Source organism: Streptomyces sp. NPDC051243 (assembly GCF_044455405.1).
Lineage (GTDB): Bacteria > Actinomycetota > Actinomycetes > Streptomycetales > Streptomycetaceae > Streptomyces.
In genome coordinates this window covers 182,225-205,472 of the sequence record NZ_JBITES010000004.1, presented here as the reverse complement: position 1 = coordinate 205,472, position 23,248 = coordinate 182,225, and the positions used below count along the sequence as shown (strand labels likewise).

Annotated in this window: 21 protein-coding genes; 6 read left to right on the top strand and 15 right to left on the bottom strand. The window is 71.7% G+C overall.

The features are described from left to right. The first annotated feature begins 186 nt into the window (after positions 1–186). A complete protein-coding gene (locus ACIBAG_RS11490) occupies positions 187–1,944 on the top strand; it encodes a protein kinase (protein ID WP_399103658.1) in 1,758 nt (585 codons plus the stop codon). Positions 1,945–2,067: 123 nt separating this feature from the next. On the opposite strand, the gene ACIBAG_RS11485 is transcribed toward ACIBAG_RS11490, so the two are convergent. Next, positions 2,068–2,610 carry a bacterial proteasome activator family protein gene (locus ACIBAG_RS11485; RefSeq protein WP_399103656.1) on the bottom strand — a complete coding sequence of 181 codons (543 nt, stop codon included), beginning with the start codon at positions 2,608–2,610 and terminating at the stop codon, positions 2,068–2,070. Positions 2,611–2,815: 205 nt separating this feature from the next. After that, complete coding sequence (locus ACIBAG_RS11480; RefSeq protein ID WP_399103654.1) at positions 2,816–3,373, bottom strand: PadR family transcriptional regulator; 558 nt, start codon at positions 3,371–3,373, stop codon at positions 2,816–2,818. An 802-nt stretch (positions 3,374–4,175) separates the two neighbouring features. On the opposite strand from ACIBAG_RS11480, the gene ACIBAG_RS11475 reads away from it, so the two are divergent. Further along, positions 4,176–4,595 (top strand): hypothetical protein, encoded by a 420-nt coding sequence (locus ACIBAG_RS11475; RefSeq protein ID WP_399103652.1) that lies wholly within the window; start codon positions 4,176–4,178, stop codon positions 4,593–4,595. 269 nt (positions 4,596–4,864) lie between these two features. Here the strand turns inward: ACIBAG_RS11475 and ACIBAG_RS11470 are convergent, their stop codons facing one another. Further along, positions 4,865–5,845, bottom strand: a complete 981-nt coding sequence (locus ACIBAG_RS11470) for an NAD(P)H-quinone oxidoreductase (RefSeq protein WP_399103650.1) — start codon at positions 5,843–5,845, stop codon at positions 4,865–4,867. A gap of 334 nt (positions 5,846–6,179) precedes the next feature. On the opposite strand from ACIBAG_RS11470, the gene ACIBAG_RS11465 reads away from it, so the two are divergent. Beyond that, positions 6,180–7,247 (top strand): ATP-binding cassette domain-containing protein, encoded by a 1,068-nt coding sequence (locus ACIBAG_RS11465; RefSeq protein ID WP_399103648.1) that lies wholly within the window; start codon positions 6,180–6,182, stop codon positions 7,245–7,247. Next, positions 7,244–8,092: an ABC transporter permease gene (locus ACIBAG_RS11460; protein WP_399103646.1), complete on the top strand. Its 849-nt coding sequence runs from the start codon at positions 7,244–7,246 to the stop codon at positions 8,090–8,092. Before ACIBAG_RS11465 ends, ACIBAG_RS11460 begins: the two co-directional genes overlap by 4 nt. Before the next feature lie 12 nt (positions 8,093–8,104). On the opposite strand, the gene ACIBAG_RS11455 is transcribed toward ACIBAG_RS11460, so the two are convergent. From ACIBAG_RS11455 to pdhA, 6 genes are all read right to left on the bottom strand, one after another. After that, positions 8,105–9,214, bottom strand: coding sequence for a potassium channel family protein (locus ACIBAG_RS11455; protein ID WP_399103644.1), 1,110 nt, complete (start codon positions 9,212–9,214; stop codon positions 8,105–8,107). Then, entirely contained in the window at positions 9,211–10,590 is a 1,380-nt protein-coding gene (locus ACIBAG_RS11450) for a molybdopterin molybdotransferase MoeA (RefSeq protein ID WP_399103642.1), read from the bottom strand. Before ACIBAG_RS11450 ends, ACIBAG_RS11455 begins: the two co-directional genes overlap by 4 nt. After that, positions 10,587–11,516 carry an NTP transferase domain-containing protein gene (locus ACIBAG_RS11445; RefSeq protein WP_399103640.1) on the bottom strand — a complete coding sequence of 310 codons (930 nt, stop codon included), beginning with the start codon at positions 11,514–11,516 and terminating at the stop codon, positions 10,587–10,589. Before ACIBAG_RS11445 ends, ACIBAG_RS11450 begins: the two co-directional genes overlap by 4 nt. A gap of 64 nt (positions 11,517–11,580) precedes the next feature. After that, positions 11,581–13,110 carry a dihydrolipoamide acetyltransferase family protein gene (locus ACIBAG_RS11440; RefSeq protein ID WP_399103638.1) on the bottom strand — a complete coding sequence of 510 codons (1,530 nt, stop codon included), beginning with the start codon at positions 13,108–13,110 and terminating at the stop codon, positions 11,581–11,583. Beyond that, the gene (locus ACIBAG_RS11435) at positions 13,110–14,114 is read right to left on the bottom strand and encodes an alpha-ketoacid dehydrogenase subunit beta (RefSeq protein ID WP_399103636.1); all 1,005 of its coding nucleotides are present in this window, start codon (positions 14,112–14,114) and stop codon (positions 13,110–13,112) included. Before ACIBAG_RS11435 ends, ACIBAG_RS11440 begins: the two co-directional genes overlap by 1 nt. Beyond that, the gene (gene pdhA, locus ACIBAG_RS11430; RefSeq protein WP_399103634.1) at positions 14,111–15,256 is read right to left on the bottom strand and encodes a pyruvate dehydrogenase (acetyl-transferring) E1 component subunit alpha; all 1,146 of its coding nucleotides are present in this window, start codon (positions 15,254–15,256) and stop codon (positions 14,111–14,113) included. Before pdhA ends, ACIBAG_RS11435 begins: the two co-directional genes overlap by 4 nt. Before the next feature lie 190 nt (positions 15,257–15,446). Between pdhA and ACIBAG_RS11425 the strand changes: the two genes are divergently transcribed. Next, positions 15,447–15,932 (top strand): Lrp/AsnC family transcriptional regulator, encoded by a 486-nt coding sequence (locus ACIBAG_RS11425; protein WP_399104493.1) that lies wholly within the window; start codon positions 15,447–15,449, stop codon positions 15,930–15,932. Positions 15,933–15,948: 16 nt separating this feature from the next. Here ACIBAG_RS11425 and ACIBAG_RS11420 read toward each other — a convergent pair whose 3' ends face one another. From ACIBAG_RS11420 to ACIBAG_RS11410, 3 genes are all read right to left on the bottom strand, one after another. Then, positions 15,949–16,254: a hypothetical protein gene (locus ACIBAG_RS11420; RefSeq protein WP_399103632.1), complete on the bottom strand. Its 306-nt coding sequence runs from the start codon at positions 16,252–16,254 to the stop codon at positions 15,949–15,951. Between the two features lie 97 nt (positions 16,255–16,351). Beyond that, complete coding sequence (locus ACIBAG_RS11415) at positions 16,352–16,942, bottom strand: TetR/AcrR family transcriptional regulator (RefSeq protein WP_399103630.1); 591 nt, start codon at positions 16,940–16,942, stop codon at positions 16,352–16,354. Further along, entirely contained in the window at positions 16,939–18,456 is a 1,518-nt protein-coding gene (locus ACIBAG_RS11410; protein ID WP_399103629.1) for a 3-hydroxyacyl-CoA dehydrogenase, read from the bottom strand. The genes ACIBAG_RS11415 and ACIBAG_RS11410 overlap by 4 nt, the downstream gene beginning before the upstream one ends. 160 nt (positions 18,457–18,616) lie before the next feature. On the opposite strand from ACIBAG_RS11410, the gene paaN reads away from it, so the two are divergent. Then, positions 18,617–20,311: a phenylacetic acid degradation protein PaaN gene (gene paaN, locus ACIBAG_RS11405; RefSeq protein ID WP_399103627.1), complete on the top strand. Its 1,695-nt coding sequence runs from the start codon at positions 18,617–18,619 to the stop codon at positions 20,309–20,311. A gap of 15 nt (positions 20,312–20,326) precedes the next feature. On the opposite strand, the gene ACIBAG_RS11400 is transcribed toward paaN, so the two are convergent. The 3 genes from ACIBAG_RS11400 to ACIBAG_RS11390 are packed head-to-tail and all read right to left on the bottom strand — an operon-like array spanning position 20,327 to position 23,117. Continuing rightward, a complete protein-coding gene (locus tag ACIBAG_RS11400; protein WP_399103625.1) occupies positions 20,327–21,061 on the bottom strand; it encodes a TrmH family RNA methyltransferase in 735 nt (244 codons plus the stop codon). Beyond that, positions 21,058–22,296, bottom strand: a complete 1,239-nt coding sequence (locus tag ACIBAG_RS11395; protein ID WP_399103623.1) for an HTTM domain-containing protein — start codon at positions 22,294–22,296, stop codon at positions 21,058–21,060. The genes ACIBAG_RS11400 and ACIBAG_RS11395 overlap by 4 nt, the downstream gene beginning before the upstream one ends. Next, entirely contained in the window at positions 22,293–23,117 is an 825-nt protein-coding gene (locus tag ACIBAG_RS11390; RefSeq protein ID WP_399103621.1) for a DUF5819 family protein, read from the bottom strand. Before ACIBAG_RS11390 ends, ACIBAG_RS11395 begins: the two co-directional genes overlap by 4 nt. Positions 23,118–23,248 lie beyond the last annotated feature (131 nt).

Genomic DNA, 23,248 nt, shown 5'->3' with positions numbered 1-23,248 from the left:
GTACCGGCCGTACCTCCCCTGTAACGCTTCCGCGACTCTTCTTTCGCGTACGGTCACGGAACGGGCACCCCGCTTGACCTGTCAGTGCCGTGGGGCAGACTTGGCCCGGAATAGCACATTGGATCACTCGGATCACTCGATCCACGCCGATCGCAGGCGCCCAAGAGGCTACGGGGGAAGCAGAACATGAGCCAGGACGGCGCACAGGGCGGCCACGCGGGGCGGGCGCTGGCCGGTGGCCGCTATCAGCTGCAGGACCTGCTCGGCCAGGGCGGCATGGCCTCGGTGCACCTCGCGTACGACACCGTGCTCGACCGGCAGGTGGCGGTCAAGACGCTGCACACCGAGCTCGGCCGCGAGCAGGCCTTCCGCGAGCGCTTCCGCCGCGAGGCCCAGGCCGTGGCGAAGCTCACGCACACCAACATCGTCTCGGTCTTCGACACCGGCGAGGACACCGTCGACGGCATGACGACGCCGTACATCGTCATGGAGTACATCGAGGGCCGGCCGCTGAGCTCGGTCTTCGACGAGGACATACGGCAGTTCGGCGCGGTGCCCGCCGACAAGGCGCTGAAGATCATCTCCGATGTCCTCGCGGCCCTGGAGATCAGCCACGAGATGGGGCTGGTCCACCGGGACATCAAGCCGGGCAACGTGATGGTGAACAAGCGCGGCGTCGTCAAGGTGATGGACTTCGGCATCGCGCGCGCCATGCAGTCCGGTGTGACGTCGATGACACAGACCGGCATGGTGGTCGGCACCCCGCAGTACCTCTCGCCGGAACAGGCCCTGGGCCGGGCCGTGGACGCCCGCTCCGACCTGTACTCGGTCGGCATCATGCTGTTCCAACTGGTCACCGGGCGGCTGCCGTTCGACGCGGACTCGCCGCTGGCGATCGCGTACGCGCATGTGCAGGAGGAGCCGGTGGCTCCCTCCTCCATCAACCGCGCCCTGCCGCCGGCCGTGGACGCGCTGGTCGCCCGTGCGCTGAAGAAGAATCCGAACGAACGCTTCCCGAACGCCGAGTCCATGCGCGAGGAGTGCCTGCGCGTGGCCGCGTCCTTCCAGGCCGCTCCGCCGAGCATCGTGCCGGGCGCGCAGACGCAGAGCGGCCAGGGCGTCGGCGCCGCGGTGTTCCCGCCCGTCAGCCCGCAGACGCCGGCCCCGGCCGGCCATCCCACGCCGCCGCCGGCCGGCCACCAGACACCACAACCGCCGGTCGGCCCGCAGACGCCTCCGCCGGCTCCCGTCCAGACGCCGTACCAGCAGGCCCCGGCGCCGAACCCGTACGGCACGCCGCCGCCGTCGATGCCCTCGCCGTCGTACGGCTATCCGCAGCAGAGCGGCTACCGTACGCCGCCGCCGGCCGCGTACTCCCCGCAGCCGGGCGCCTCGACCCCGCCGCCCGGTGCCCCGGCCCCGCCGCCGTACAACATCTCGCCCCAGCGGCAGCCCTCATCGGGCGGCGGCAGGAACAACCGGCCGGTGATCATCGTCTCGATCGCCGTGTCCGCGGTGGCGGTGATCAGCCTGATCCTGGCGACGACACTGAACGACGGCGGCACCGAGGACGACGACCCGTACAGCCTCCCGACGAGCGACTACACCTACAGCACCCCGACCGCGACGGGCACGGGGACGAACGCACCGGGCTACCGGGAAGGCGACAGCACGAACACGGTGAAGACGAGCGAGTGCACCGAACCGTTCAAGACCTACGACGGCAGCGGCAACGTGCGGGCACCGAGCTTCATGTTCAAGTCCTGGCCGTCGGTCAAGAAGTGCCTCGACGCGGCGGGCTGGGACTACAAGACGACCGAGGTGAACGAGAACCTGTTCGGTCATGACACCGTCATGAAGCAGACGCCCAAGTTCTATGCGGAGTTCGACCCGGACAACCCGCCGGTGTTCGAGATCGAGGTCTCGACGGGTCTCCCGAAGTAGTGCCCGCGGTGACGTCCGCGACGGCGTCCGCAGTGACGTCCGCGACGGCGTCCGCGAGGTGAAAGGGCCCGGCAGCGTCGGCTGCCGGGCCCTTCTCGTGTCGGGCGGGAGGAAACGGTGGTTCTAGAGGTACGGCCCACCCGATCGGCCGCCCTGGCGCTGCTCGCCGTCCTCGTGGCCGCCGACGCCCGGCGGGAGGGCGCGGCGCATCTGCTCCAACTGGGCGCGGGCCGCCATCTGCTGGGCGAAGAGCGTGGTCTGGATGCCGTGGAAGAGGCCCTCCAGCCAGCCGACCAACTGGGCCTGCGCGATGCGCAGTTCCGCGTCGGACGGGGTCGCGTCGTCCGTGAACGGCAGGGAGAGCCGCTCCAGTTCCTCGACCAGCTCCGGGGCCAGGCCGTCCTCCAGTTCCTTCACCGAACTGGCGTGGATCTCCTTCAGCCGGACCCGGCTCGCCTCGTCAAGCGGAGCCACGCGCACCTCTTCGAGCAGCTGCTTGATCATGCTGCCGATCCGCATGACCTTCGCCGGTTGCTCGACCTGCTCCGTCACCGGGATCTCGCGGGAGTCCTCGTCTCCGTTGCCGCCGGTGAGCGCCATCCCGTCCTGGCCCACGACCAGGATCTGGGGGTTCTCGGACGGCCTTTCGTTCCTCGGCATCTCCATGCCGCCATTCTCTCGCACCCGTACAGCTCATCATCGTGGTGCCCCCTGTGGGGAGAGATCCACCGTTTACGGTGCGGTACTTTCCGTCACTCCTCGGGGCGGCGGGCCTACGACCCACTCCAGACCACCCGGTTCACAGGGATCGCCCGGATCACAGGGATCGCCCTGATCACACGGATCACATGGATCACCCGAGATGTCTCCACTACCCGAATTTCCCTGACTGTCCAGCCCGGGCGAGCCGCAGCAGGCGGGCCTCGCAGATGTCGAGCCAGCGGCTCTCCGCCTCGGCGTGGAAGACGAGCTGCTCCAGGACGAGCAGCCGGGTCATCTCGTCGGGGTGCTCGTGCGCCCGCGCCAGCGCCTCGGCCCGCTGCCGTACGTAGCCGTGCAGAGCCTCGGCCACATGTCTGCGCTGCGCTCCCACGACCTCCCGCACGTCGACGCCGGGCGCCCCGACCGCCATCACCAGCTTGATCGCCAGCTCGTCGCGGGGCGGGCTCGCCCGCTGCACGGGCCGGGTGAACCAGTCGCGCAGTTCGGCGCGGCCCACCTCGGTCAGCGCGTACAGCACCCGCCCCGCCTCGTCCACGCCGGACTGGACGACCAGGCCGTCCCGCTCCATCCGGCCGAGAGTCGTATAGACCTGGCCGATGTTCAGCGGCCAGGTGCCGCCCGTACGCGCCAGGAATTCGGTGCGCAGCCGCGCGCCGTAGCGGGCGCCGGGTTCGAGGAGCGCCAGCAGCCCGTGTCGTATCGACATACCCGGATTGTGCGCCGGATTCGGTCGGGTGGCGCAGTCCGGAATGCCGGGTGTGTTAGGTGCTGTGAGGCTTGTTCCCATGACTTCCTGGCTGGCGGTGGGGGCAGAGCGACGGGTACGCCGTGCCTCCCGCGGTTCACGCGCGTGGGGCCGGGCGGCGGGGAGGGGCGCGGCCGGGCCGGACCCGGGTGCCGCGAACGTTGCCGTGCAGATTGCCGTGAGCATCGTGGGGAGGGCGCTGCGGGCTGTGGTGGCTCTGCGGGCGGGGAAAGGGCCGGCCGTGCCGGTCGTGGGTGTGGTCGTGGGTGTGCTCGTGGGCCTGTGCGGGACTGGGGTGTCGTACGGCTACGGGGGTCCCCGGGGTGCCGGTCCGGTCGGGCCTTCCGCGGGCTCCACAGCCACGCCCTGGGGTCCCTTCGCGTCTACGGGTTCCCGGACGGCCTCGTTCGGGGGCGCCGCCGCCTCGACGGAAGCCTCGGGCTCCGCAGGTGAATCCCGGCCTTCCTCCGGTCCTGCGGATGAGCCCCAGGCTGCGCCCGGCCCCTCGGCATCACCTGAACAGTCTGGTGAGGCTGAGGGGTCTGCTGAGTCGAACGAGCCTCTTGAGCGGAGGGAGTCGAAGGAGTCGAAGGAGTCGAAGAAGTCCAGGGAGTCGAAGGAATCGAGGGAGCCCGCCGAGTCGAGGGACCCGGTCGAGTCCAGGGAGCCCGCCGAGTCCAGGGAGCCATCCGATTCGAGGGCGTCTGCTGAGTCCAGGACGTCGTCCGCCTCCCCCGCTCACGGACCCGTCACCTCCCCTCCCGTGCCCTCCGACGGACCGTCCCGGGCCGGAAGCCGCGCGGGTGAGGGACGTCAGCGGCCGGGGCGGGAGAAGGGGCCGCTGGAGGACGAGGAGGCGACTCGGGACGAGCCGGACGGCGGCGTTGGCGACGAACGTGACGACACGGGCGACGAGGAGGGTGACGGCTCGACGCTGCCGGAGGGGGAGGCCGAGGACGAGGGCGGAAGCGCGCGCGAGAGCGACGGTGCCGCCAATGACCCCGCGCTGGACGCCTCCTCGGAGCCGTCCGCCCCGCCGGCACACCCCGTACGGCAGCCCCTCACGCATGCCGAGGGCCCCGCCGAACCCGTGATGGAGATCCTGCCCCTCGGCACCGGGCTGGTGCTCATCGGGCTCGGCCTGGGCCTCGCCTTCGTCGGCCTCCGGTTGCGGCGCGACTAGGTCGTGTCCGCAAGGTCCCGTCGTCCGCCCGGAGGCCGGGCCCCGCGGCGTCTGGTGCGTGCTCTCGGCGTGCCGGGCGGAAGCCCTCGTACTGGTTGTACGTGGGCTTTCGCCCGGTGCGGCGAGAGTGCGTGCCAGGCGTCGCGGGGCAGGCGGGACTTTGCGGACACGACCTATGGCCTTCCGGCGGACCGGGCCGGCTCCGTCAGGGCGGCGAAGAAGAGCCGAGCCGATCAGCCGCTACCGCGCGGGGCGGCCGGCCTCCAGTCCTACGGCGCGACGAGCAACACCTTCCCCACATGCCCGCTCTCCTCCAGCACCCGGTGGGCCTCGGCCGCGTCGCTCATCGGGAGTTCGCGGTCGATGACCGGGCGTACGTGGCCGGCGTCCAGCAGCGGCCACACATGCTCGCGTACGGCGGCCACGATCGCCGCCTTCTCGGCGACCGGCCGGGCGCGCAGCGAGGTCGCGCTGATGGCGCCGCGCTTGGCGAGGAGCGCGCCGATGTTGAGCTCGCCCTTGACGCCGCCCTGCATGCCGATGATCGCGAGGCGGCCGTTGACGGCGAGGGTCCGGACGTTGCGGTCGAGGTACTTGGCGCCCATGTTGTCGAGGATGACGTCGGCACCGGCGCCGTCGGTGGCCTTCTTGACCTCTTCGACGAAGTCCTGCTGCCGGTAGTTGATCAGGATGTCGGCGCCCAGCTCGGCACACCGGTCCAGCTTCTCCTTGCTGCCCGCGGTGACGGCGACCTTGGCGCCGACAGCCTTGGCGAGCTGGATGGCCATGGTGCCGATGCCGCTGGAGCCGCCGTGCACGAGCAGGGTCTCGCCGGGCCTGAGGTGGGCGACCATGAAAACGTTCGACCAGACCGTGCAGACCACCTCGGGCAGGGCGGCGGCCTGCGTCAGGCCAACGCCCTTGGGCACGGGCAGCAGTTGTCCGGCCGGCACGGCGACCTTCTCGGCGTAGCCGCCGCCCACGAGCAACGCGCACACCTCGTCGCCGACGGCCCAGCCGGCGACGCCGGGACCGAGCTCGGCGATCCGGCCGGAGCACTCCAGGCCGGGGTAGGGGGAGGCGCCGGGCGGCGGGTTGTAGAAGCCCTGGCGTTGCAGGACGTCGGCGCGGTTGACGGCCCCGGCCACCACCTCGACCAGTACCTCGCCCTCACCGGGCACGGGATCGGGGACCTCGTCCCACACCAGCGCCTCGGGCCCACCAGGTTCGGGAATCGTGATCGCATGCATGGCAGGGACGCTACTCCTCGGCCTCCGCGTCCCGGTCGGCGTACTCCGATCGGAGCCGCCTACGCGCGTACGTCCTTGTTCCCGCCAAGCCTTGGCGTACGTCTCCATCCCCATGTCCGAGGCCGAGCCCCCGCTCCCATCTCCACCGGCGCCCCCGCCTCGGCTCGCCTGCCCCGGTCGGAGCCCCCACCTCGGTCCCCGGCCCCATACCCCTCGGACCTTGGACCGGTTCCTTCGGAATTCCTGTGCGGCACCGATGAGTTTGCGCGACCGTAAAAGTCTCCCCATGCGTAGCCCAAGAACGCGGAAGGACCACTCGGAAGGACCCCGAAGCATGAGCACGCAGACGACGTCCGGTCTCGCCATCGAGACCGCCGGCCTGGTGAAGACGTTCGGTGAGACACGGGCCGTCGACGGCGTGGACCTCGCGGTTCCGGCCGGCACGGTCTACGGCGTCCTCGGCCCGAACGGCGCCGGCAAGACCACCACGGTGAAGATGCTCGCCACCCTCCTGCGACCCGACGGCGGTGAGGCCCATGTCTTCGGCCACGACGTCGTGCATGAGGCCGACGAGGTGCGCGGGCGCGTGAGTCTCACCGGCCAGTACGCCTCCGTGGACGAGGACCTCACCGGCACCGAGAACCTGGTCCTGCTGGGCCGGCTCCTCGGACACGGCAAGCAGGCCGCGCGGGAGCGTTCCGCGCAGCTCCTGGAGGCCTTCGGGCTGACCGAGGCGGCCGGGAAGCAGGTCAAGAACTACTCCGGCGGCATGCGGCGCCGTATCGACATCGCCGCGTCCATCCTCAACACCCCCGACCTGCTCTTCCTCGACGAGCCGACGACCGGGCTCGACCCGCGCAGCCGCAACCAGGTCTGGGACATCGTCCGCGCGGTCGTCTCCCAGGGCACCACCGTGCTGCTGACCACGCAGTATCTGGACGAGGCCGACCAGCTGGCGTCCCGTATCGCCGTCATCGACCACGGCAAGGTCATCGCGGAGGGCACGAAGGGCGAGCTGAAGGCGTCCGTCGGCGCCGGCTCCGTCCATCTGCGGCTGCGGGATCCCGCCCAGCGGACTCTGGCGGCTGAGCTGCTGGTCCGCGCCCTCGACGCGCATGTGCAGCAGGAACACGACCCGGTGGCCCTCACCGCCCGCCTGAGCGCGGCGGCCGGCGACGACAGCGCGGCCGAGCAGGCCGCCCGCGCGCTGAACGAACTCGCCCGCGCCGGCATCACCGTCGACAACTTCTCGCTGGGCCAGCCCAGCCTGGACGAGGTGTTCCTCGCCCTGACCGGACACGACACCCACGAATCCCGCGACACCGACAACAAGACCCAGGACAAGACCCACGACAAGGCCGACGGCACGGCTGACGACAAGAAGGACGAGGTGTCGGCATGAGCACCGCCACGACCACCGAGAGCAAGGACCTCGCCCCGGTCAGCACCGAGTCGCTCGCCGCGCTGCTCGTCGCCGGGGAGCGCCCGCCGCGGCCCAGCGCCTGGTCGGCCTCCATGACCTTCGGCTGGCGGGCGGTGCTGAAGATCAAGCACGTCCCGGAGCAGCTCTTCGACGTCACCGCGTTCCCGATCATGATGGTGCTGATGTACACGTACCTGTTCGGGGGCGCCCTGGCCGGGTCCCCGAAGGAGTACATCCAGTTCCTGCTGCCGGGCATTCTCGTGATGTCGGTCGTGATGATCACGATGTACACCGGTGTCTCGGTGAACACCGATATCGAGAAGGGCGTCTTCGACCGCTTCCGGTCGCTGCCCATCTGGCGGCCGTCGACCATGGTCGGCTATCTGCTCGGCGACGCCCTGCGCTACACGATCGCGTCCGTCGTGATGCTCACCGTCGGCATCGTCCTCGGCTACCGCCCGGACGGCGGGGTCGGCGGAGTGCTCGCCGGGATCGCGCTGCTGGTGGTCTTCTCCTTCGCGTTCTCATGGATCTGGACGATGTTCGGGCTGATGCTGCGCTCCGAGAAGTCGGTGATGGGCGTCAGCATGATGGTGATCTTCCCGCTCACCTTCCTGTCCAACGTCTTCGTCGACCCGAGGACCATGCCGGGCTGGCTGCAGGCCTTCGTCAACAACAGCCCGATCACCCATCTCTCCTCGGCCGTGCGCGAGTTGATGGCGGGTGACTGGCCGGCGGACGAGATCGCCTGGTCGCTGGGCTGGGCGGGACTGTTCGTGCTGGTCTTCGGGCCGATCACGATGCGGCTGTACAACCGCAAGTAGCCGGGCCCACCGTCAGATGGGTTTCATCCCTGGGGGCAGACGCCGGTCATCGGGTGCCACCTGAGTGCTCGGCGTCGCCCTCACGATCGTGATGAGCCGGTCCGTCAACTCCAGTGTCCCGGCGGCCGGATCGTCGTATCCGAGCACCCGGTGTCCGCGTACGACGCTCACCACCAGGTCGTCCAGCTGCCGCGGGCCTCGGCCCACCTCGGCCTTGGTGACCGGCCGTTCGACGATGTCGAGCCCGCTGCCCTGCTGGATCAGGTCCTCCAGGACCATGCCGGCGGCGGGGCTGAGCACGGAGAGGCCGAGCAGCCGGCCGGCCGCGCTGGCGCTGGTGATGACCGCGTCGGCGCCGGACTGCTTCAGCAGCGGCGCGTTCTCCTCCTCACGCACCGCGGCCACGATCTTCGCCCCGGGGTTGAGCTGCCGGGCCGTCAACGTGACCAGGACGGCGGTGTCGTCGCGCTGGGTCGCGATGATGATCTTCCGGGCCTTCTGCACCTCGGCCCGCTTCAGGACCTCGCTGCGCGTCGCGTCCCCCGTGACCCCGGCGTAGCCGTCCGCGACCGCCGCGTCGATCACCTTGGAACTCGGGTCGACCACGACGACCTGGTCCTTCCTCAGCCCCGTCGCGCAGACGGTCTGGATCGCCGACCGCCCCTTCGTGCCGAAGCCGACGACGACGGTGTGGTCACGCAAGGTGGACCTCCAGCGGGTCAGACGCCATTCCTCCCGGGTCCGTTCGGTGAGGACCTCCAGCGTGGTGCCGACCAGGATGATCAGGAACAGCACACGCATGGGCGTGATGACGAAGATGTTGGTGAGCCGGGCGACGTCGCTGACCGGGGTGATGTCGCCGTACCCGGTGGTGGACAGGGTGACGGTCGCGTAGTAGCAGGCGTCGAGGAAGTCGACGGGGCCGTCGGAGTTGTCGTTGTAGCCGTCGTGATCGGCGTAGACGATCAAGGCGGTCACCAGGAGCAGCGTCAGGGCCAGCACGACCCGCTTGGCGACCTGGCGGAACGGATGCTCCACGATCTTCTTCGGGAGCTTGACCCGATAGGTCGCGACGCGCTCGTCCGCCTGACGGGCAATCGCGTCTTGACCCGGAAGTTTCACGTGAAACACACCTCGATGCCGGCCGTCGCCCAGGGCAGGTCGAGCAGTTCCGTCTCCTGACCGGCGCGGGCACCGCCCGGCGGTACGACGGCGACGGCGTCGGCCGCCGCCATACCCCGCAGCATGGCCGGGCCGTGGTAGTGCAGCGGCACGGCATGGTCACCGCGCAGCACGACGGGGATGAGCCGCGTGTCGTACGGATGCCCGTGCGCCGCCTCCCGCAAGGGGAGCGTGTACGGCTCCGGGGCCGGCCGGGCGGCGAGGGTGCGCAGCAGGGGTTCGGCGAGCGTGAGCAGGCCGGAGACGGCGGCGAGGGGGTTGCCCGGCAGGCCGACGAGGTGCTGGTTCTCCTTGGTGCGTGCCAGCAGCATCGGGTGGCCGGGGCGGACCTTGACGCCGTCCACCAGGAGTTCGGCGCCGATGCGCTGCAGGGTGGGGTGGACGTGGTCCACGGGGCCGGCCGCGGTGCCTCCCGTGGTGACGATGAGGTCGGCGTCGGAGCGCGTGAGGGCCTTGTGCAGGGCCTTGGCGTCGTCGCCGAGCCGGCGCAGTGCGGTGACCTCGGCGCCCAGTGCGCGCAGCCAGGACGGCAGCATCGGGCCGAGGGCATCGCGGATCAGGCCGTCGCGCGGCAGTCCCTCGGTCAGCAACTCGTCGCCGAGGACGAGGACTTCGACGCGAGGGCGGGGCACGGCGGTGACGGTGTCGTATCCGGCGGCCGCGGCCAGGCCGAGCACGGCCGGGGTCACGAGGGTGCCGGTGGCGAGCAGCTGGTCGCCGTTACGGCACTCCTGGCCGCGTGGACGGATGTCCTGGCCGGGCTCCAGCTCCCGTGTGCCGTGCAGGCGGTCCTTGCTGTCCATGCGGCCGTGCTCGCTGCGCAGGACGGCGGTGGTGTCCGGGGGGATACGCGCGCCGGTCGCGATACGGACGGCCTCGCCGTCGGTGAGCGGCTCGGGCTCGCCGTGCCCGGCCAGGACGCCTTCCTCCCGTACGTCCCAGGGGCCGGGGCCCGCGACCGCCCAGCCGTCCATCGCCGAGGTGTCGAAGGAGGGCAGGTCGGTGAGGGCGGTGAGGGGGGCGGCCAGGGTGAGGCCGAGGGCCTTGTCGAGGGGCACGGATACGGGTGCGCGGTGGCCGGAGCGGGCAGCGGTCCGGGCGGCGCGGGCCGCGATCTCGCGCGCGGCGGGCCAGGGGGTGGCCTTGTGGTGGCGGTCCGGGGGGTGGGAGCTCGGGGTGTGCGCGGTGGGGGCGGGCACCTGGTCGTCGGGGGCGGAGTGGCCGTTGTGCTCCTTGCGTTCCTTCACGAGGGCGAGTACCTCCTCGACATCGAGGTCCTCGGCGTCCTCGTCCGCCTGGATGCCGCGGGCGGTCATCCGGCGTCCGGGCGGGTGTCGGGGGTGGCGTCGGGAGCCACGTCCGGCTCGCCGGCGGCCTCTTCCGCCCAGCGCAGGGCGAGGGCGGTGGCCTTGCGGGACGCCTCGGCGACGGCTTCGGGGCCGCCTCCACCGCCCTTGGCCTGTGCCGCCGCGTATCCGACGAGGAAGGTGGTCAGCGGGGCCGCGGGCCGTGCCACGCCGTGGGCGGCGTCGCGGGCGAGGTCCAGCAGGACCTTGGTGTCGACGTCGAGGTCGACGCCCAGTTCGTCCTTGACTGCGGAAATCCATTCATCCAACACGTGCCCATGCTCCCTGATGCGTGCCCTGGCGGTGGCGATGTCGTCCCAGGTGTCGCAGTCGAAGGACGCGACGGGGTCCTGGACGCGGGTGAGGTCGAGCGCGACGGTCAGCCGGCGCAGGGGAAGGCCGGTGAGACGGCCGCCGATGTCGGCGAGTGACGCCAGTTCGCGGCGCACCGCGGACGCGCGGTACGCGGCGACGAGCGGCTGGTCGCGGCCGTCGGCGTCGGTGAGCAGCGCGCCGTCGGCGCCGCTGGTGCGAAGGGCGGCCAGCAGCCGCCGGACCGTGCCCTCGTCGAGGAACGGCAGGTCGGCCGAGAGGACGACGACCCGCTCGGCCGTGGTGTGCCGCAGCCCGGCGTCGAGCGCGGCGAGCGGGCCGCCGCCGGGCGGGTCCTCACGGGCCCAGGTCACGGGCCGCGCGGTCGGCCGGGAGTCGGCGACGACAACCGTCGTGCGCGCGTCGGCGCAGGCGGCGAGCACCCGGTCGAGCAGGGCCCGCCCGCCGACACGGACGGCCGGCTTGTCCACGCCGCCGAGCCGCCGGGCACCGCCGCCCGCGAGCACGACGGCGTCGTACATGTCGGCGGCGCTCCGCCCGCCCGTCGGCTCGTACGCGGTCACCCCCCGAGTATGCGGGCCCCCGCGATCACAGGGAACGCTGGGGAAGGGACTGGCCGCGCAACCGTCACAGCGTGCGCAGCAGCACCGCCGGCTGTTCCACGCAGTCCGCCACGTACCGCAGGAAGCCTCCTGCGGTACCGCCGTCGCAGACCCGGTGGTCGAAGGTGAGCGAGAGCTCGACGACCTGCCGGACCGCCAGCTCGCCCTCGTGCACCCAGGGCTTGGGGATGATGCGGCCGACGCCGAGCATCGCGGCCTCGGGGTGGTTGATGATCGGCGTGGAGCCGTCGACACCGAACACGCCGTAGTTGTTCAACGTGAAGGTGCCGCCGGTGAGTTCCGCGGGTGTGAGGGTGCCCGTGCGGGCCGCCTCGGTCAGCCGGGCGAACTCCGCGGTCAGCGACTCCGCGTCCCGCGCGTGTGCGTCGCGCACGACCGGCACCACGAGCCCGCGCTCGGTCTGTGCGGCGAATCCGAGGTGCACATGGTCGAGCTGGACGACCTCCCTGGCCTCCATGTCGACCGTGGAGTTGAGCTCGGGGAACCGGGCCAGGGCGGCGGTGCAGATACGGGCCAGCAGGGCGAGGAGGGAGATCTTCGGTCCCCCTGCGGCGTTCATCGCGGTCCGCGCCCGCATGAGCTCGGTCGCGTCGGCGTCCACCCAGCAGGTGGCGTCCGGGATCTCGCGCCGGCTGCGGGAGAGCTTGTCGGCGACGGCACCGCGGATCCCCTTGAGGGGGGTGCGGATGCCGCCGAGCGGGGCGGAGGAGCGGACGGGGGTCTGCGCGGGCGGGACGGGCGCGGAGGGGGCCGGGGTGGTCGGCGTCACGCGCGGGTGCGGTTCGGCCGACGGCTGGGTCGTCCGTCCGCGCGCCTCGGCGGCCCGCAGCGCGTACTCCACGTCCGCCCGCAGGATCAGACCGTCAGGGCCGGAGCCGTGCAGCTCCCTCAGGTCCAGGCCGTGCTCCCGGGCGAGGCGGCGGACGAGGGGCGAGATCACGGGCACGGGGCCCTCGCTGCGGGTCTCGTCCTCGGCCGGTGCGGTGTCACGGCCGTGCCCGACGGGGCCGTGCCCCGCCGCGGCGCCTGTGCCGACCGGCCGCGCCACGCCCGTGCCGGCGGGCTCGGGTGTCGCCGTGCCGGCACTGGCGGCGGTCGGCGCGGCCTCGCGCGCGGCGGTGCCGTTCGCCGTCCCGGCCGACGGGCGTCCCGTCGATGTCGTCGGAGCGGCCGGCCGCACCCGCCTGCGCCGCTCCGGAGGCGCGGCGGTGCCGTAGCCCACGAGGACGTTGCCCGAGCCCTCGTCCGAGCTCCCGCCCGGCGCCTCGGCCGGACCGCCGGAGGCGGGTGCCCCCACCGCCACCGTGATCAGCGGTGCCCCGACGGGCAGCTCCGTGCCCTCCTCGCCGAAGCGGGCCGTGACCACGCCGGCGTAGGGGCAGGGGATGTCGACCATCGCCTTGGCCGTCTCGACCTCGACGACGGGCTGGTCGACGGCGACGACGTCACCGACCTCCACCAGCCAGCGGACGATCTCCGCCTCGGTGAGCCCCTCCCCGAGGTCGGGGAGCTTGAACTCGAACACCTGTGGCATCAGCTCTCCGCCTCCCACTGCAGACGCCCCACGGCGTCCAGAATCCGGTCCACGCCGGGCAGGTGGTGACGCTCCAGCATCGGCGGCGGGTAGGGGATGTCGAACCCGGCCACACGCAGCACCGGCGCCTCCAGGTGGTGGAAGCAGCGCTCCGTGACCCGGGCCGCGATCTCCCCTCCCGGGCCGCCGAACCCGCCCGACTCGTGCACGACGACCGCCCGCCCGGTCCGCCGTACCGAGGCGGCGACCGTCTCGTCGTCGAACGGCACCAGCGAGCGCAGGTCGACGACTTCCAGGTCCCACCCCTCCTCCCGCGCCGCCTCGGCGGCTTCGAGGCAGACGGGCACGGACGGTCCGTACGTGATGAGCGTGGCGCTCCGACCCGAGCGCCGCACCACCGCGCGGCCAATGGGTTCAACGGTCCGCGGGTCGTCCGGGTTCCAGGTGTCCTTCGACCAGTACAGCCGCTTGGGCTCGAGGAAGACGACCGGGTCGTCGGAGGCGATGGAGGCGCGCAGCAGGCCGTAGGCGTCGGCGACGGTGGCGGGCGTGACGACATGGAGCCCCGGAGTCGCCATGTAGTACGCCTCGGAGGAGTCGCTGTGATGCTCGACGCCGCCGATGCCGCCGCCGTAGGGGACGCGGACGGTGATGGGGAGCGGCATCTTGCCGCGGGTGCGGTTGCGCATGCGCGCCACGTGCGAGATGAGCTGCTCGAACGCCGGGTAGGCGAACGCGTCGAACTGCATCTCCACGACCGGGCGCAGACCGTACATGGCCATGCCCACCGCCGTGCCCAGGATGCCCGCCTCGGCCAGCGGTGTGTCCGTGCAACGGTCCTCGCCGAACTCCTTGGCGAGACCGTCGGTGACCCGGAAGACACCGCCGAGGGTGCCGACGTCCTCGCCCATGACGTGCACGGTGGGGTCGTCGGCCATGGCGTCGCGCATCGCGCGCGTGAGGGCCTGCGCCATGGTGGCCGGCTTGACGGCGACGGTGGTCATCGGTGCGCACCTTCCTGATGGCCGTGCTCGGCGTCGAGTTCCGCCTGCAACTGGGCCTGCTGCTCGCGCAGTTGCGGGGTGGGCTCGGCGTACACGTGCGTGAACAGGTCCATCGGGTCGAGCGCCGGGTCCTGGTTCATGCGCTCGCGCAGGTCGGCGGCCATCGCCTCGGCGGCGTCCCGCGCGTCCTGCTTGCCGGCCTCGTCGAGCAGGCCGCGTTCGGTCAGCTCGTGCTCCAGGAGGGCGATGGGGTCGTGCCCGCGCCAGGTGTCGACCTCGGAGTCGCCGCGGTAGCGGGTCGCGTCGTCGGCGTTGGTGTGCGCGTCGATGCGGTAGGTGATCGCCTCGATCAGCGTCGGCCCGCCGCCGGCGCGCGCGTGCCGTACGGCGTCGCTCAGCACCTCGTGCACGGCGGCCGCGTCGTTGCCGTCGACCAGGCGGCCGGGCATGCCGTAGCCGACGGCCTTGTGGGCCAGCGACGGGGCCGCGGTCTGCTTGGCGAGCGGTACGGAGATCGCGAAGCCGTTGTTCTGGACCAGGAAGACGACCGGCGCCTGCCATACGGCGGCGAAGTTCAGCGCCTCGTGGAAGTCGCCCTCGCTGGTGCCGCCGTCGCCGACCATGGCGAGCGCGACCACGTCGTCGCCCTTGAGGCGGGCGGCGTGCGCGAGGCCCACGGCGTGCGGAAGCTGGGTGGCGAGCGGCGTGCACAGGGGGGCCACGCGGTGCTCGTACGGGTCGTAGCCGGTGTGCCAGTCGCCGCGCAGCAGGGTCAGGGCCTCGACGGGGTCCACGCCGCGTGCGACGGCCGCGAGGGTGTCGCGGTAGCTCGGGAAGAGCCAGTCGCGCTCCTCGAGGGCGAGCGCGGCGGCGACCTCGCAGGCCTCCTGGCCGGTGCTGGACGGATACACCGCGAGGCGGCCCTGCTTGGTGAGCGCGGTCGCCTGCGCGTTGTACCGACGGCCCCGCACCAGCTCGGCGTACAGCCGGCGCAGCAGGCCGGGGTCGGCCTTCGCGGCCGCCTCGGTGCCGAGGACGCGGTAGGGCTCGGCGTCGGGCAGCAGCGGCGCGGGGTCCATACGGGGCTGCCAGGCGGGCGGCGGCGATGGCCGATACGCGCCTCGCTGCTCCATGACCGTCATGACGGCACCTCCTCGTGGGAGCGGCTACGGGAGGCGCAGCTACGGTGATGCGCCTCACCTACCGATTGTTCGGTCGTCGGCACATTTTGGCTACAGGCCCCCTCAGGCTGTGGACAAACGGTTCTCCACAGCCTCCAATGAACGCAGTACGTCCACGGCGGGAAGGTGGGGGGACATGGTGCCTGAACAAATGGCCGAGAGCCCGGAAGAAGGCACCCCCCTGCCGCCCCCGCGTCCGCTCGACGCGATCGATCAGGACATCCTGCAGATGCTCCAGGCCGACGGCCGCGCATCGATACGGTCGGTCGCCGAGCGGGTCCATGTCTCGCGCGCCAACGCCTACGCCCGCATCAACCGCCTCGTCGAGGACGGCGTCATCCGCGGTTTCGGTGCCCGCGTCAACCACGAGCGCGCGGGCCACGGCACCTCGGCGTACATCACCCTGAAGATCGTCCAGAACAGCTGGCGCACGGTCCGTGAACAGCTCCGCCAGCTCCCGGGCGCCTCCCACATCGCCCTGGTGGGCGGCGACTTCGACGTCCTGCTCCTGGTGCACACGCCCGACAACCGCGCCCTGCGCGAGCTGGTCCTCACCCGCCTGCAGGCGATACCCGAGGTGCTCAGTACACGCACGCTGCTGGTGTTCGAGGAGGAGGACCTGGAGCCGCAGGGCTGAGGGGCCGCCCCTGCTGTCAGCCCGAGGGCCAGATCATGGCCAGCCACACCAGGAACAGCACCGGAAGGATCGCGCACACGAACCCGGCGACGGCCGCCGTCACCCGCAGCATCCGCGCCGACCGGCGACGCGGCAGCACCCAGGCGATCGCGAGCAGGACGAGTCCTCCGTAGAGCAGCACTTCGGGGGCGCTGACGTAGCTGTCGTCGCCGTACATGAAGTACTCCCACACGAGGAGCGGCAGTCCCAGCAGCGTGGCCGCGAGAGGCGCCGTCCGCCATGTCGGGTCGGCGGCGGAGAGCTGCGCATCGTTCTCGATCATGCGTCACAGCTCACCAGCCGGGCCCGCCCGCGGACATCGGGTGGCGTACTCATCCGTCCACGCGCACGTACTCAGCCGACCGCCGCAGAAGGCGCGGTCAGCCCGCCCGCCGCAGCCCCCCGAAGACCAGCCGCACCACCGCGTCGGCGACCTCGCGCTCGTTCATGCCGCGGCCGTCCGGGCGGTACCACTCCGCGATCGAGTTGATCATCCCGAAGACGAGCCGGGTCGCCAGCCGCACCTCGACGTCGGCGCGCACCTCCCCGTCGGCTGCGGCCGCCTTCAGCAGGTCCGCGACCCGGTGGTCGAAGTCGCGGCGCCGCGTCAGGGCCCATCGCTCGGTCTCCGTGTTGCCGCGCACGCGCAGCAGCAGCGTCACATAGGGCAGCTCGGTTATGAGCACCTCGACCATGCGCCGTACGACGTACTCCAGGCGGTCGGCGGTGTGCCCCACGCGCGCGGGCTCCTCGTCGAGGATCCCGAAGAGCTCGTCGAGCGCTCGGCTGACGGCGCGGCGCAGCAGCTCCTCCTTGCCCGTGACGTGGTGGTAGATCGACGACTTGGAGATGCCGGCCGCCTTGGAGAGGTGCTCCATGGACGTGCCGTCGTAGCCGCGTTCGTTGAAGACCTGCACCGCGACGGAGAGCAGCGTCTCCGGGGTGTACGTGTCGCGCTTGGCGGTGGTCATGAGGTGCTGCCCTCCCGCTTGTCGGAGGCGTACGCGTGGCGGTACAGCGCGAGGGACGGCGCGTAGCGCCCGGAGGGGTCGCGCAGGTGCAGGTCGTCGAGGAGGGCGTACGCCCAGTTGCGGCCGAGCCTGCGGCTCCACTCGAAGGGGCCGAGCGGGTAGTTCACCCCGAGGCGCATCGCCGTGTCGATGTCCTCCTCGGTCGCCACGCCCTTGGCGACGGCGTCGTGCGCGAGGTCGACGATGCGGGCGACCGTGCGGGCGACGATCATGCCGGGGACGTCGCCGATGACGCTGACGTCCTTGCCGAGTGCCTGGAAGAGACCGGTGGCCTCGGCGAGGGTCTGCGGCGAGGTGTCCTGGGAGGCGGACAGGGCGATGCGGGTGGCCCGGCGGTAGTCGAGGGCGAGGTCGAAGTAGACGACGTCCCGGAACTCCACCGAGGTCTGGCCGTCGGCTAGGGCGAGCTGGCCGCCGCCGGGCAGCACCAGGCGGGTGCCGTGGTCCTCGTCCTCCTCGCGCACGGGGATCCCCGCCTCGCGGATCAGCGTGAGCAGTTCGGACGCCGGGCCCAGATCGCCCTCGGCGACGACGTAGGCGGGCTGGGGGGCCCGCTCCGCGGTGTGCGGCTCGTCGCGCTCGGCGTCCTCCGCGTAGTCGTACCAGCCGTGCCCGCTCTTGCGGCCGAGCCGGCCCGACTCGACCAGGCGCCGCTGGGCGAGCGACGGCGTGAAGCGCACGTCCTGGAAGAAGGACTGCCACACGGAGTGCGTGACGGACTCGTTGACGTCCTGCCCGATGAGGTCGGTGAGCTCGAACGCGCCCATCTTGAAGCCGCCGCACTCGCGCAGGACCGCGTCGATGGTGGCGGGGTCGGCGCCCTGCGCCTCGTAGACGGCGAAGGCCTCGGCGTAGAAGGGCCGGGCGATGCGGTTGACGATGAAGCCGGGGGTGTCGGCGCAGGCCACCGGCGTCTTGCCCCAGGCGCGTGCCGTCTCGTACGCGCGCGTGGCCGACGTGACGTCGGTGGCGAACCCGGAGACGACCTCGACCAGCGGCAGCAGCGGCGCGGGGTTGAAGAAGTGCAGGCCGACGAAGCGGCCGGGATTGCGCAGGGCGCCGCCGATCGCCGTCACCGACAGGGACGAGGTGTTGGTGGCGAGCAGACAGTCCTCGCCGACGATGCCCTCCAGCTCCCGGAACAGCTCCTGCTTGACGTCGAGGCGCTCCAGGACGGCCTCCACCACGAGGGCGCAGTCCGCGAGGTCGGCGAGCGACCCGGCGGGCAGCAGCCGCGCGCGGGCGGCGTCTCGGTCGGCGCCGGTGAGGCGGTCCTTCTCGACGAGCCGGTCGAGGCGCGCGCCGATCGCGTCGGCCGCGTCCTGGGCCCGCCCGGGAACGGCGTCGTACAGCCGTACGGGGTGGCCGGCGACCAACGCGACCTGGGCGATGCCCTGGCCCATGGTGCCGGTGCCGACGACGGCCACGGGGCTGCTGAGGTCGAGTGCTGTCATGTGCGCGATCCTCCCGCACGGGGTTTTCCACAGATGCGGCGGACCCCCTTGAACCGACCGATCGTTCGGTTACTCTAACTCTGACCGCCCATTCCTGCCCATGTTTCTGCCCAGGTCATGAGCTCGACGAAGAGCTCAGGAAACGAGGAGTTGGTCCCGCATGGCCACCGCCGAACTGACCACCCACGAGCTCATCGCCAAGCACCGGCCCACCCTCGACCAGGCGCTGGAAGCGATCCGCACGCGCGCGTACTGGTCCCCGCACCCCGAGCACCCCAAGGCCTACGGCGAGAACGGCAGCCTGGACGCGGCGGCGGGCAAGGCCGCCTTCGACGCCCTCCTGGGCAACCGCCTCGACCTCGGCCAGGCCGGGACGGACGACTGGGTGGGCGGCGAGGTCTCCCCGTACGGCATCGAGCTGGGCGTCGAGTACCCGCACGCGAACCTCGACGAGCTGCTGCCGGCCATGCGGTCCGGCATGCGGCAGTGGCGGGACGCGGGCGCCGAGATGCGCGCCGTGATCTGTCTGGAGATCCTCAAGCGGATCAGCGACCGTACGCACGAGTTCGCCCATGCGGTCATGCACACGTCCGGCCAGGCCTTCATGATGGCCTTCCAGGCGGGTGGCCCGCACGCGCAGGACCGCGGCCTGGAGGCGGTGGCGTACGCCTACGTCGAGCAGGTCCGCACCCCGGACACCGCTGAGTGGACCAAGCCGCAGGGCAAGCGTGACCCGCTCGCCCTGAACAAGCAGTTCACGCCGGTCCCGCGCGGTATCGCGCTGGTCATCGGCTGCAATACCTTCCCGACCTGGAACGGCTACCCGGGCCTGTTCGCCTCCCTGGCCACCGGCAACGCGGTCCTCGTCAAGCCCCACCCGCGCGCGGTGCTCCCGCTCGCGCTCACCGTGCAGGTCGCGCGGCAGGTGCTCGCCGAGGCGGGCTTCGACCCCAACCTGGTCGCGCTGGCCGCCGAGCGGCCCGGCGAGGGCATCGCGAAAACCCTGGCCCTGCGCCCGGAGATCCGGATCATCGACTACACGGGCTCGACCGTGTTCGGCGACTGGCTGGAGGCCAACGCCCGCCAGGCCGAGGTCTACACCGAGAAGGCCGGCGTCAACACGGTGATCGTCGACTCCACCGACAACTACAAGGGGATGCTGTCCAACCTGGCCTTCTCGCTGTCCCTGTACAGCGGCCAGATGTGCACCACCCCGCAGAACCTGCTCATCCCCCGCGACGGCATCCGCACCGAGGAGGGCCCCAGGACCTTCGACGAGGTCGTCGCCGACCTCGCCCGCGCGGTCGACGGCCTCCTCGGCGACGACGCCCGCGCGAACGCGCTGCTCGGCGCGATCGTGAATCCCGACGTCAAGGCACGTCTGGACGCGGCCGCCGGCCTCGGAGAGGTCGCTCTCGCCTCCCGCGAGGTCGCCAACCCGGAGTTCCCGGACGCGGTGGTCCGTACGCCGGTGATCGTGAAGCTGGACGGGGCCAAGCCGGATGACGAGGCCGCGTACATGAGCGAGTGCTTCGGGCCGGTGTCGTTCGCCGTGGCGGTCGACTCGGCCGCGGACGCGGTGGAGTTGCTGCGGCGGACGGTGCGCGAGAAGGGTGCGATGACCGTCGGCGCGTACACCACGGACGGGGAGGTGGAGCAGGCCGTACAGGAGGCGTGCCTGGAAGAGGCGGCGCAGCTGTCGCTGAACCTCACGGGCGGGGTGTACGTCAACCAGACCGCCGCGTTCTCCGACTTCCACGGTTCGGGGGGTAACCCGGCGGCCAACTCGGCGCTGTGCGACGGTGCGTTCGTCGCCAACCGGTTCCGGGTCGTCGAGGTGCGTCGGGAGGCCTGAGCCTGGTGGGCAGGCCTAAGCCTTGGTGAGGCTCCAGTGGTACAGCGTCATCGCCACGCTCGTCGCCAAGTTGTAGCTGGAGACCTGGGGTGTCATCGGCAGGGACACCAAATAGCCGGCACGCGCGCGTAGTTCGGCCGACAGGCCGCTGCGCTCCGACCCGAAGGCCAGGACGGCGTCATCCGGGAGCTTCACGCCCCGGATGTCGTCGCCCTCCGGGTCCAGTGCGAAGACCGGTCCTGGTGGCAGTTCGTCCACGCCCAGCCGCTCCACCGCCGTCGCGAAGTGCAGGCCCGCCCCGCCGCGTACGACGGTGGGGTGCCATGGGTCGAGCGTGCCGGTGGTGACCACACCGGTCGCGCCGAAGCCGGCGGCCAGGCGGATCACGGCGCCCGCGTTGCCGAGGTTGCGGGGGTTGTCGAGGACCACGATCGGGGCGGTGCGGGGGGTGTGCGCCAGCTTTTCGAGGTTGGCCGCGCGGGGCGGTCGTACGGCCAAGGCGGCCACCGCGGTGGGGTGCGGGCGCGGCACCAGGGACGTGTACGTCGACTCCGGGACCTGCGTGAGGAGGGCGTCCAGGGCGTCCCGTACGTCAGGCGCCAGTTCGTCGGCGAGGGCGAGGGTGGCTTCCCGGTCGACGGTGACCGCCACCGGCACCCGAGCGCCGAAGCGCACCGCGTGCTTGAGGGCGTGGAAGCCGTCGAGCAGCACGGACGTCTCCGCGAGCCGGTTCCAGGTGGTCAGGGTCATGCCCCGAAGCCTACGTGCGCGTGCTCGGGGTTCTCCGGGGTGCGCGGCCCGGGGAGCGCCGTACGGTGGTCGCCGCGCCGCACCAGACGCGACAGCCGACGTGAGAGCCCGTCACGCGCGCGTGCTCCCCAGTCGCCCAGACGGCGCAGGAACGGCGTCGGCAGGAAGACCGCGTCCGCCGCGATCATCGCCAGCGAGAAGAACGGCAGGCCGAGGACGACCGCGATCACGGCGTGCTCGGTGATCATCGCGGTGAGCAGGACGTTCTTGACCCGCCGGTTGAACAGCGTGAACGGGAAGGCGACCTGCACGATGACCGTGCCGTAGGTGATGAGCATCACCATCGTGCCGCTGGACGACAGCAGGTCGGCGAGGGCGGGCCAGGGCGAGAAGTAGTCGAGGTGCAGCGGGTAGTAGACGGCGGTGCCGTCCTGCCAGCGGGAGCCCTGGATCTTGTACCAGCCGGCGGTCGCGTAGATCAGGCACGCCTCGGCCATGATCACCAGCAGGGCGCCGTTGTGCACGACGTTGCCGACGACGTCGAGCAGGATGCGGGGCTGGGCGGTCCGCGCGCGGCGGTCCACGATCCACCACACGGCCTGCCCGAGCCAGACCGCCCACAGGATCACCGGTACGGTCAGGTCGCCGTCGAGGCGGCCGGCCACGGTCACCGCGACCAGCGCGAACCCGAGCACGCCCCACAGGGCCGGGCCGACCCGGTCCGGTGCGACCCGCTCGCCACGCACGCGAGCCTCGCGCGCGCGCCCGGCCCGGCGCTCGTCCAGCGACCAGACCTGCCCGCAGCGCGTGAACACGAGGTAGACGCACATCAGGTGCAGCACGTTGTCGCCGCCGTCGCCCATGAAGACGGAGCGGTTCTGCAGCGAGAGCACGCCGACCATGAACAGCACCGACATCGTGCGGGTGCGCCAGCCGAGCAGCAGCAGCACGCTGGTCAGGACGGCGAAGGCGTAGACGGACTCGAACCAGACCTGGCTGCTCGACCAGATCAGGGCGGTGAAGGCACCGTTCGTGCCGATCAGCTGCTGGGCGAGATCGAAGTCCCAGGTGCCGTCGGGGCCGTACATCTCCTGGCGGTGGGGGAACTCGCGCAGCAGGAAGAGCAGCCAGGTCGCGGTGAAGCCGATGCGGATGACGGCCGTCTGGTACGGGCCGAGGGCCGACTCGGTGATGCGGGCGATGCCGGAGGAGATCGCGAGGGAGAAGCGGTTCACCGTGCGCCTCCCGCGGCCGCGCCCGAATGACGGGCCTGGCCCGCGCCCTCAGCGGCCGCGGCGCCGGCGTCGTCACCGTCCTCCGGGACCCACCACCACGGCAGCACGCGGTAGGTCGGCTTGTCCGAGACCTGCTCGTCGCTCCACTCGGGCGGGGGCACGTTGGTGGTGCGGGAGCGGACCTGGACGCGTTCAATGGCACCGCCCTCGCCGGCCGCGTTCGCGCGCTCGAGTCGCTGCTGCACTATGTGCCGCAGATAGGTCTCCGACAGGGCGCCACGCAGGCCCACGGGCCGGTTCTGGGCGTCGTGCGTGGCGACGAAGAAGTCCCAGGCCCGGCGCAGCTCGTTCTGCTGGGTGTGGCTGGGCAGCAGATTGCCGTCGATGGCCCGGCCGTCCTGGGCGGACAGGTCGTGCCAGCCGGTGGTGTGGACATCGCCGTCGCCCGTGTTGATCTCGGCCCGGACCTGCACCGCGATGTTCTGCTGCAGCGGGTTGGGGGCGAACAGCTTCCAGTTCTGTTCGAACTCCGGGTATATCCAGTCGTCGATCGCCTTGCCGTGCTGCTTGGTGACCGTGTTCGGCGGCGCGACGTGCAGAAACACCATGCCGATGTGGACACAGACGGCGATCGCCACGACCGCGAGGGCCAGGGCGGCACCGATCTGGTACCGCAGGGAGAGGGCGGCCACGCCGGTTCGGGGTTCGGGTGACGGCACGGCGGGAGGCGCGGACGCGGGCACGACAGCGGGCAGGACGTCCGCCGGCTCCTCCTGCGGCCCCTGACGGGCGGCCGAGCCTGCGTCGTACGCGTCTGCCATGCCGTTCTTTCCCCGATTCCGGTCCGTTCCGTCCTGCCTCAGCGCTCGCAGGGGAACGGTACTCAGGCCCACCCGCCGGGCACAGCCCCTGTCGGGCCGCGGTTGTCCACACCCTACGGGGGTCCTGCACG

Bases quoted from the DNA above. Each gene is read 5' to 3' on its own strand.
- ACIBAG_RS11490 (WP_399103658.1), top strand. From the start codon at position 187: ATGAGCCAGGACGGCGCACAGGGCGGCCACGCGGGGCGGGCGCTGGCC.
- ACIBAG_RS11485 (WP_399103656.1), bottom strand. From the start codon at position 2,610: ATGGAGATGCCGAGGAACGAAAGGCCGTCCGAGAACCCCCAGATCCTG.
- ACIBAG_RS11480 (WP_399103654.1), bottom strand. From the start codon at position 3,373: ATGTCGATACGACACGGGCTGCTGGCGCTCCTCGAACCCGGCGCCCGC.
- ACIBAG_RS11470 (WP_399103650.1), bottom strand. From the start codon at position 5,845: ATGCATGCGATCACGATTCCCGAACCTGGTGGGCCCGAGGCGCTGGTG.
- ACIBAG_RS11465 (WP_399103648.1), top strand. From the start codon at position 6,180: ATGAGCACGCAGACGACGTCCGGTCTCGCCATCGAGACCGCCGGCCTG.
- ACIBAG_RS11460 (WP_399103646.1), top strand. From the start codon at position 7,244: ATGAGCACCGCCACGACCACCGAGAGCAAGGACCTCGCCCCGGTCAGC.
- ACIBAG_RS11450 (WP_399103642.1), bottom strand. From the start codon at position 10,590: ATGACCGCCCGCGGCATCCAGGCGGACGAGGACGCCGAGGACCTCGAT.
- ACIBAG_RS11440 (WP_399103638.1), bottom strand. From the start codon at position 13,110: ATGCCACAGGTGTTCGAGTTCAAGCTCCCCGACCTCGGGGAGGGGCTC.
- ACIBAG_RS11435 (WP_399103636.1), bottom strand. From the start codon at position 14,114: ATGACCACCGTCGCCGTCAAGCCGGCCACCATGGCGCAGGCCCTCACG.
- pdhA (WP_399103634.1), bottom strand. From the start codon at position 15,256: ATGACGGTCATGGAGCAGCGAGGCGCGTATCGGCCATCGCCGCCGCCC.
- ACIBAG_RS11425 (WP_399104493.1), top strand. From the start codon at position 15,447: ATGGCCGAGAGCCCGGAAGAAGGCACCCCCCTGCCGCCCCCGCGTCCG.
- ACIBAG_RS11420 (WP_399103632.1), bottom strand. From the start codon at position 16,254: ATGATCGAGAACGATGCGCAGCTCTCCGCCGCCGACCCGACATGGCGG.
- ACIBAG_RS11415 (WP_399103630.1), bottom strand. From the start codon at position 16,942: ATGACCACCGCCAAGCGCGACACGTACACCCCGGAGACGCTGCTCTCC.
- ACIBAG_RS11410 (WP_399103629.1), bottom strand. From the start codon at position 18,456: ATGACAGCACTCGACCTCAGCAGCCCCGTGGCCGTCGTCGGCACCGGC.
- paaN (WP_399103627.1), top strand. From the start codon at position 18,617: ATGGCCACCGCCGAACTGACCACCCACGAGCTCATCGCCAAGCACCGG.
- ACIBAG_RS11400 (WP_399103625.1), bottom strand. From the start codon at position 21,061: ATGACCCTGACCACCTGGAACCGGCTCGCGGAGACGTCCGTGCTGCTC.
- ACIBAG_RS11390 (WP_399103621.1), bottom strand. From the start codon at position 23,117: ATGGCAGACGCGTACGACGCAGGCTCGGCCGCCCGTCAGGGGCCGCAG.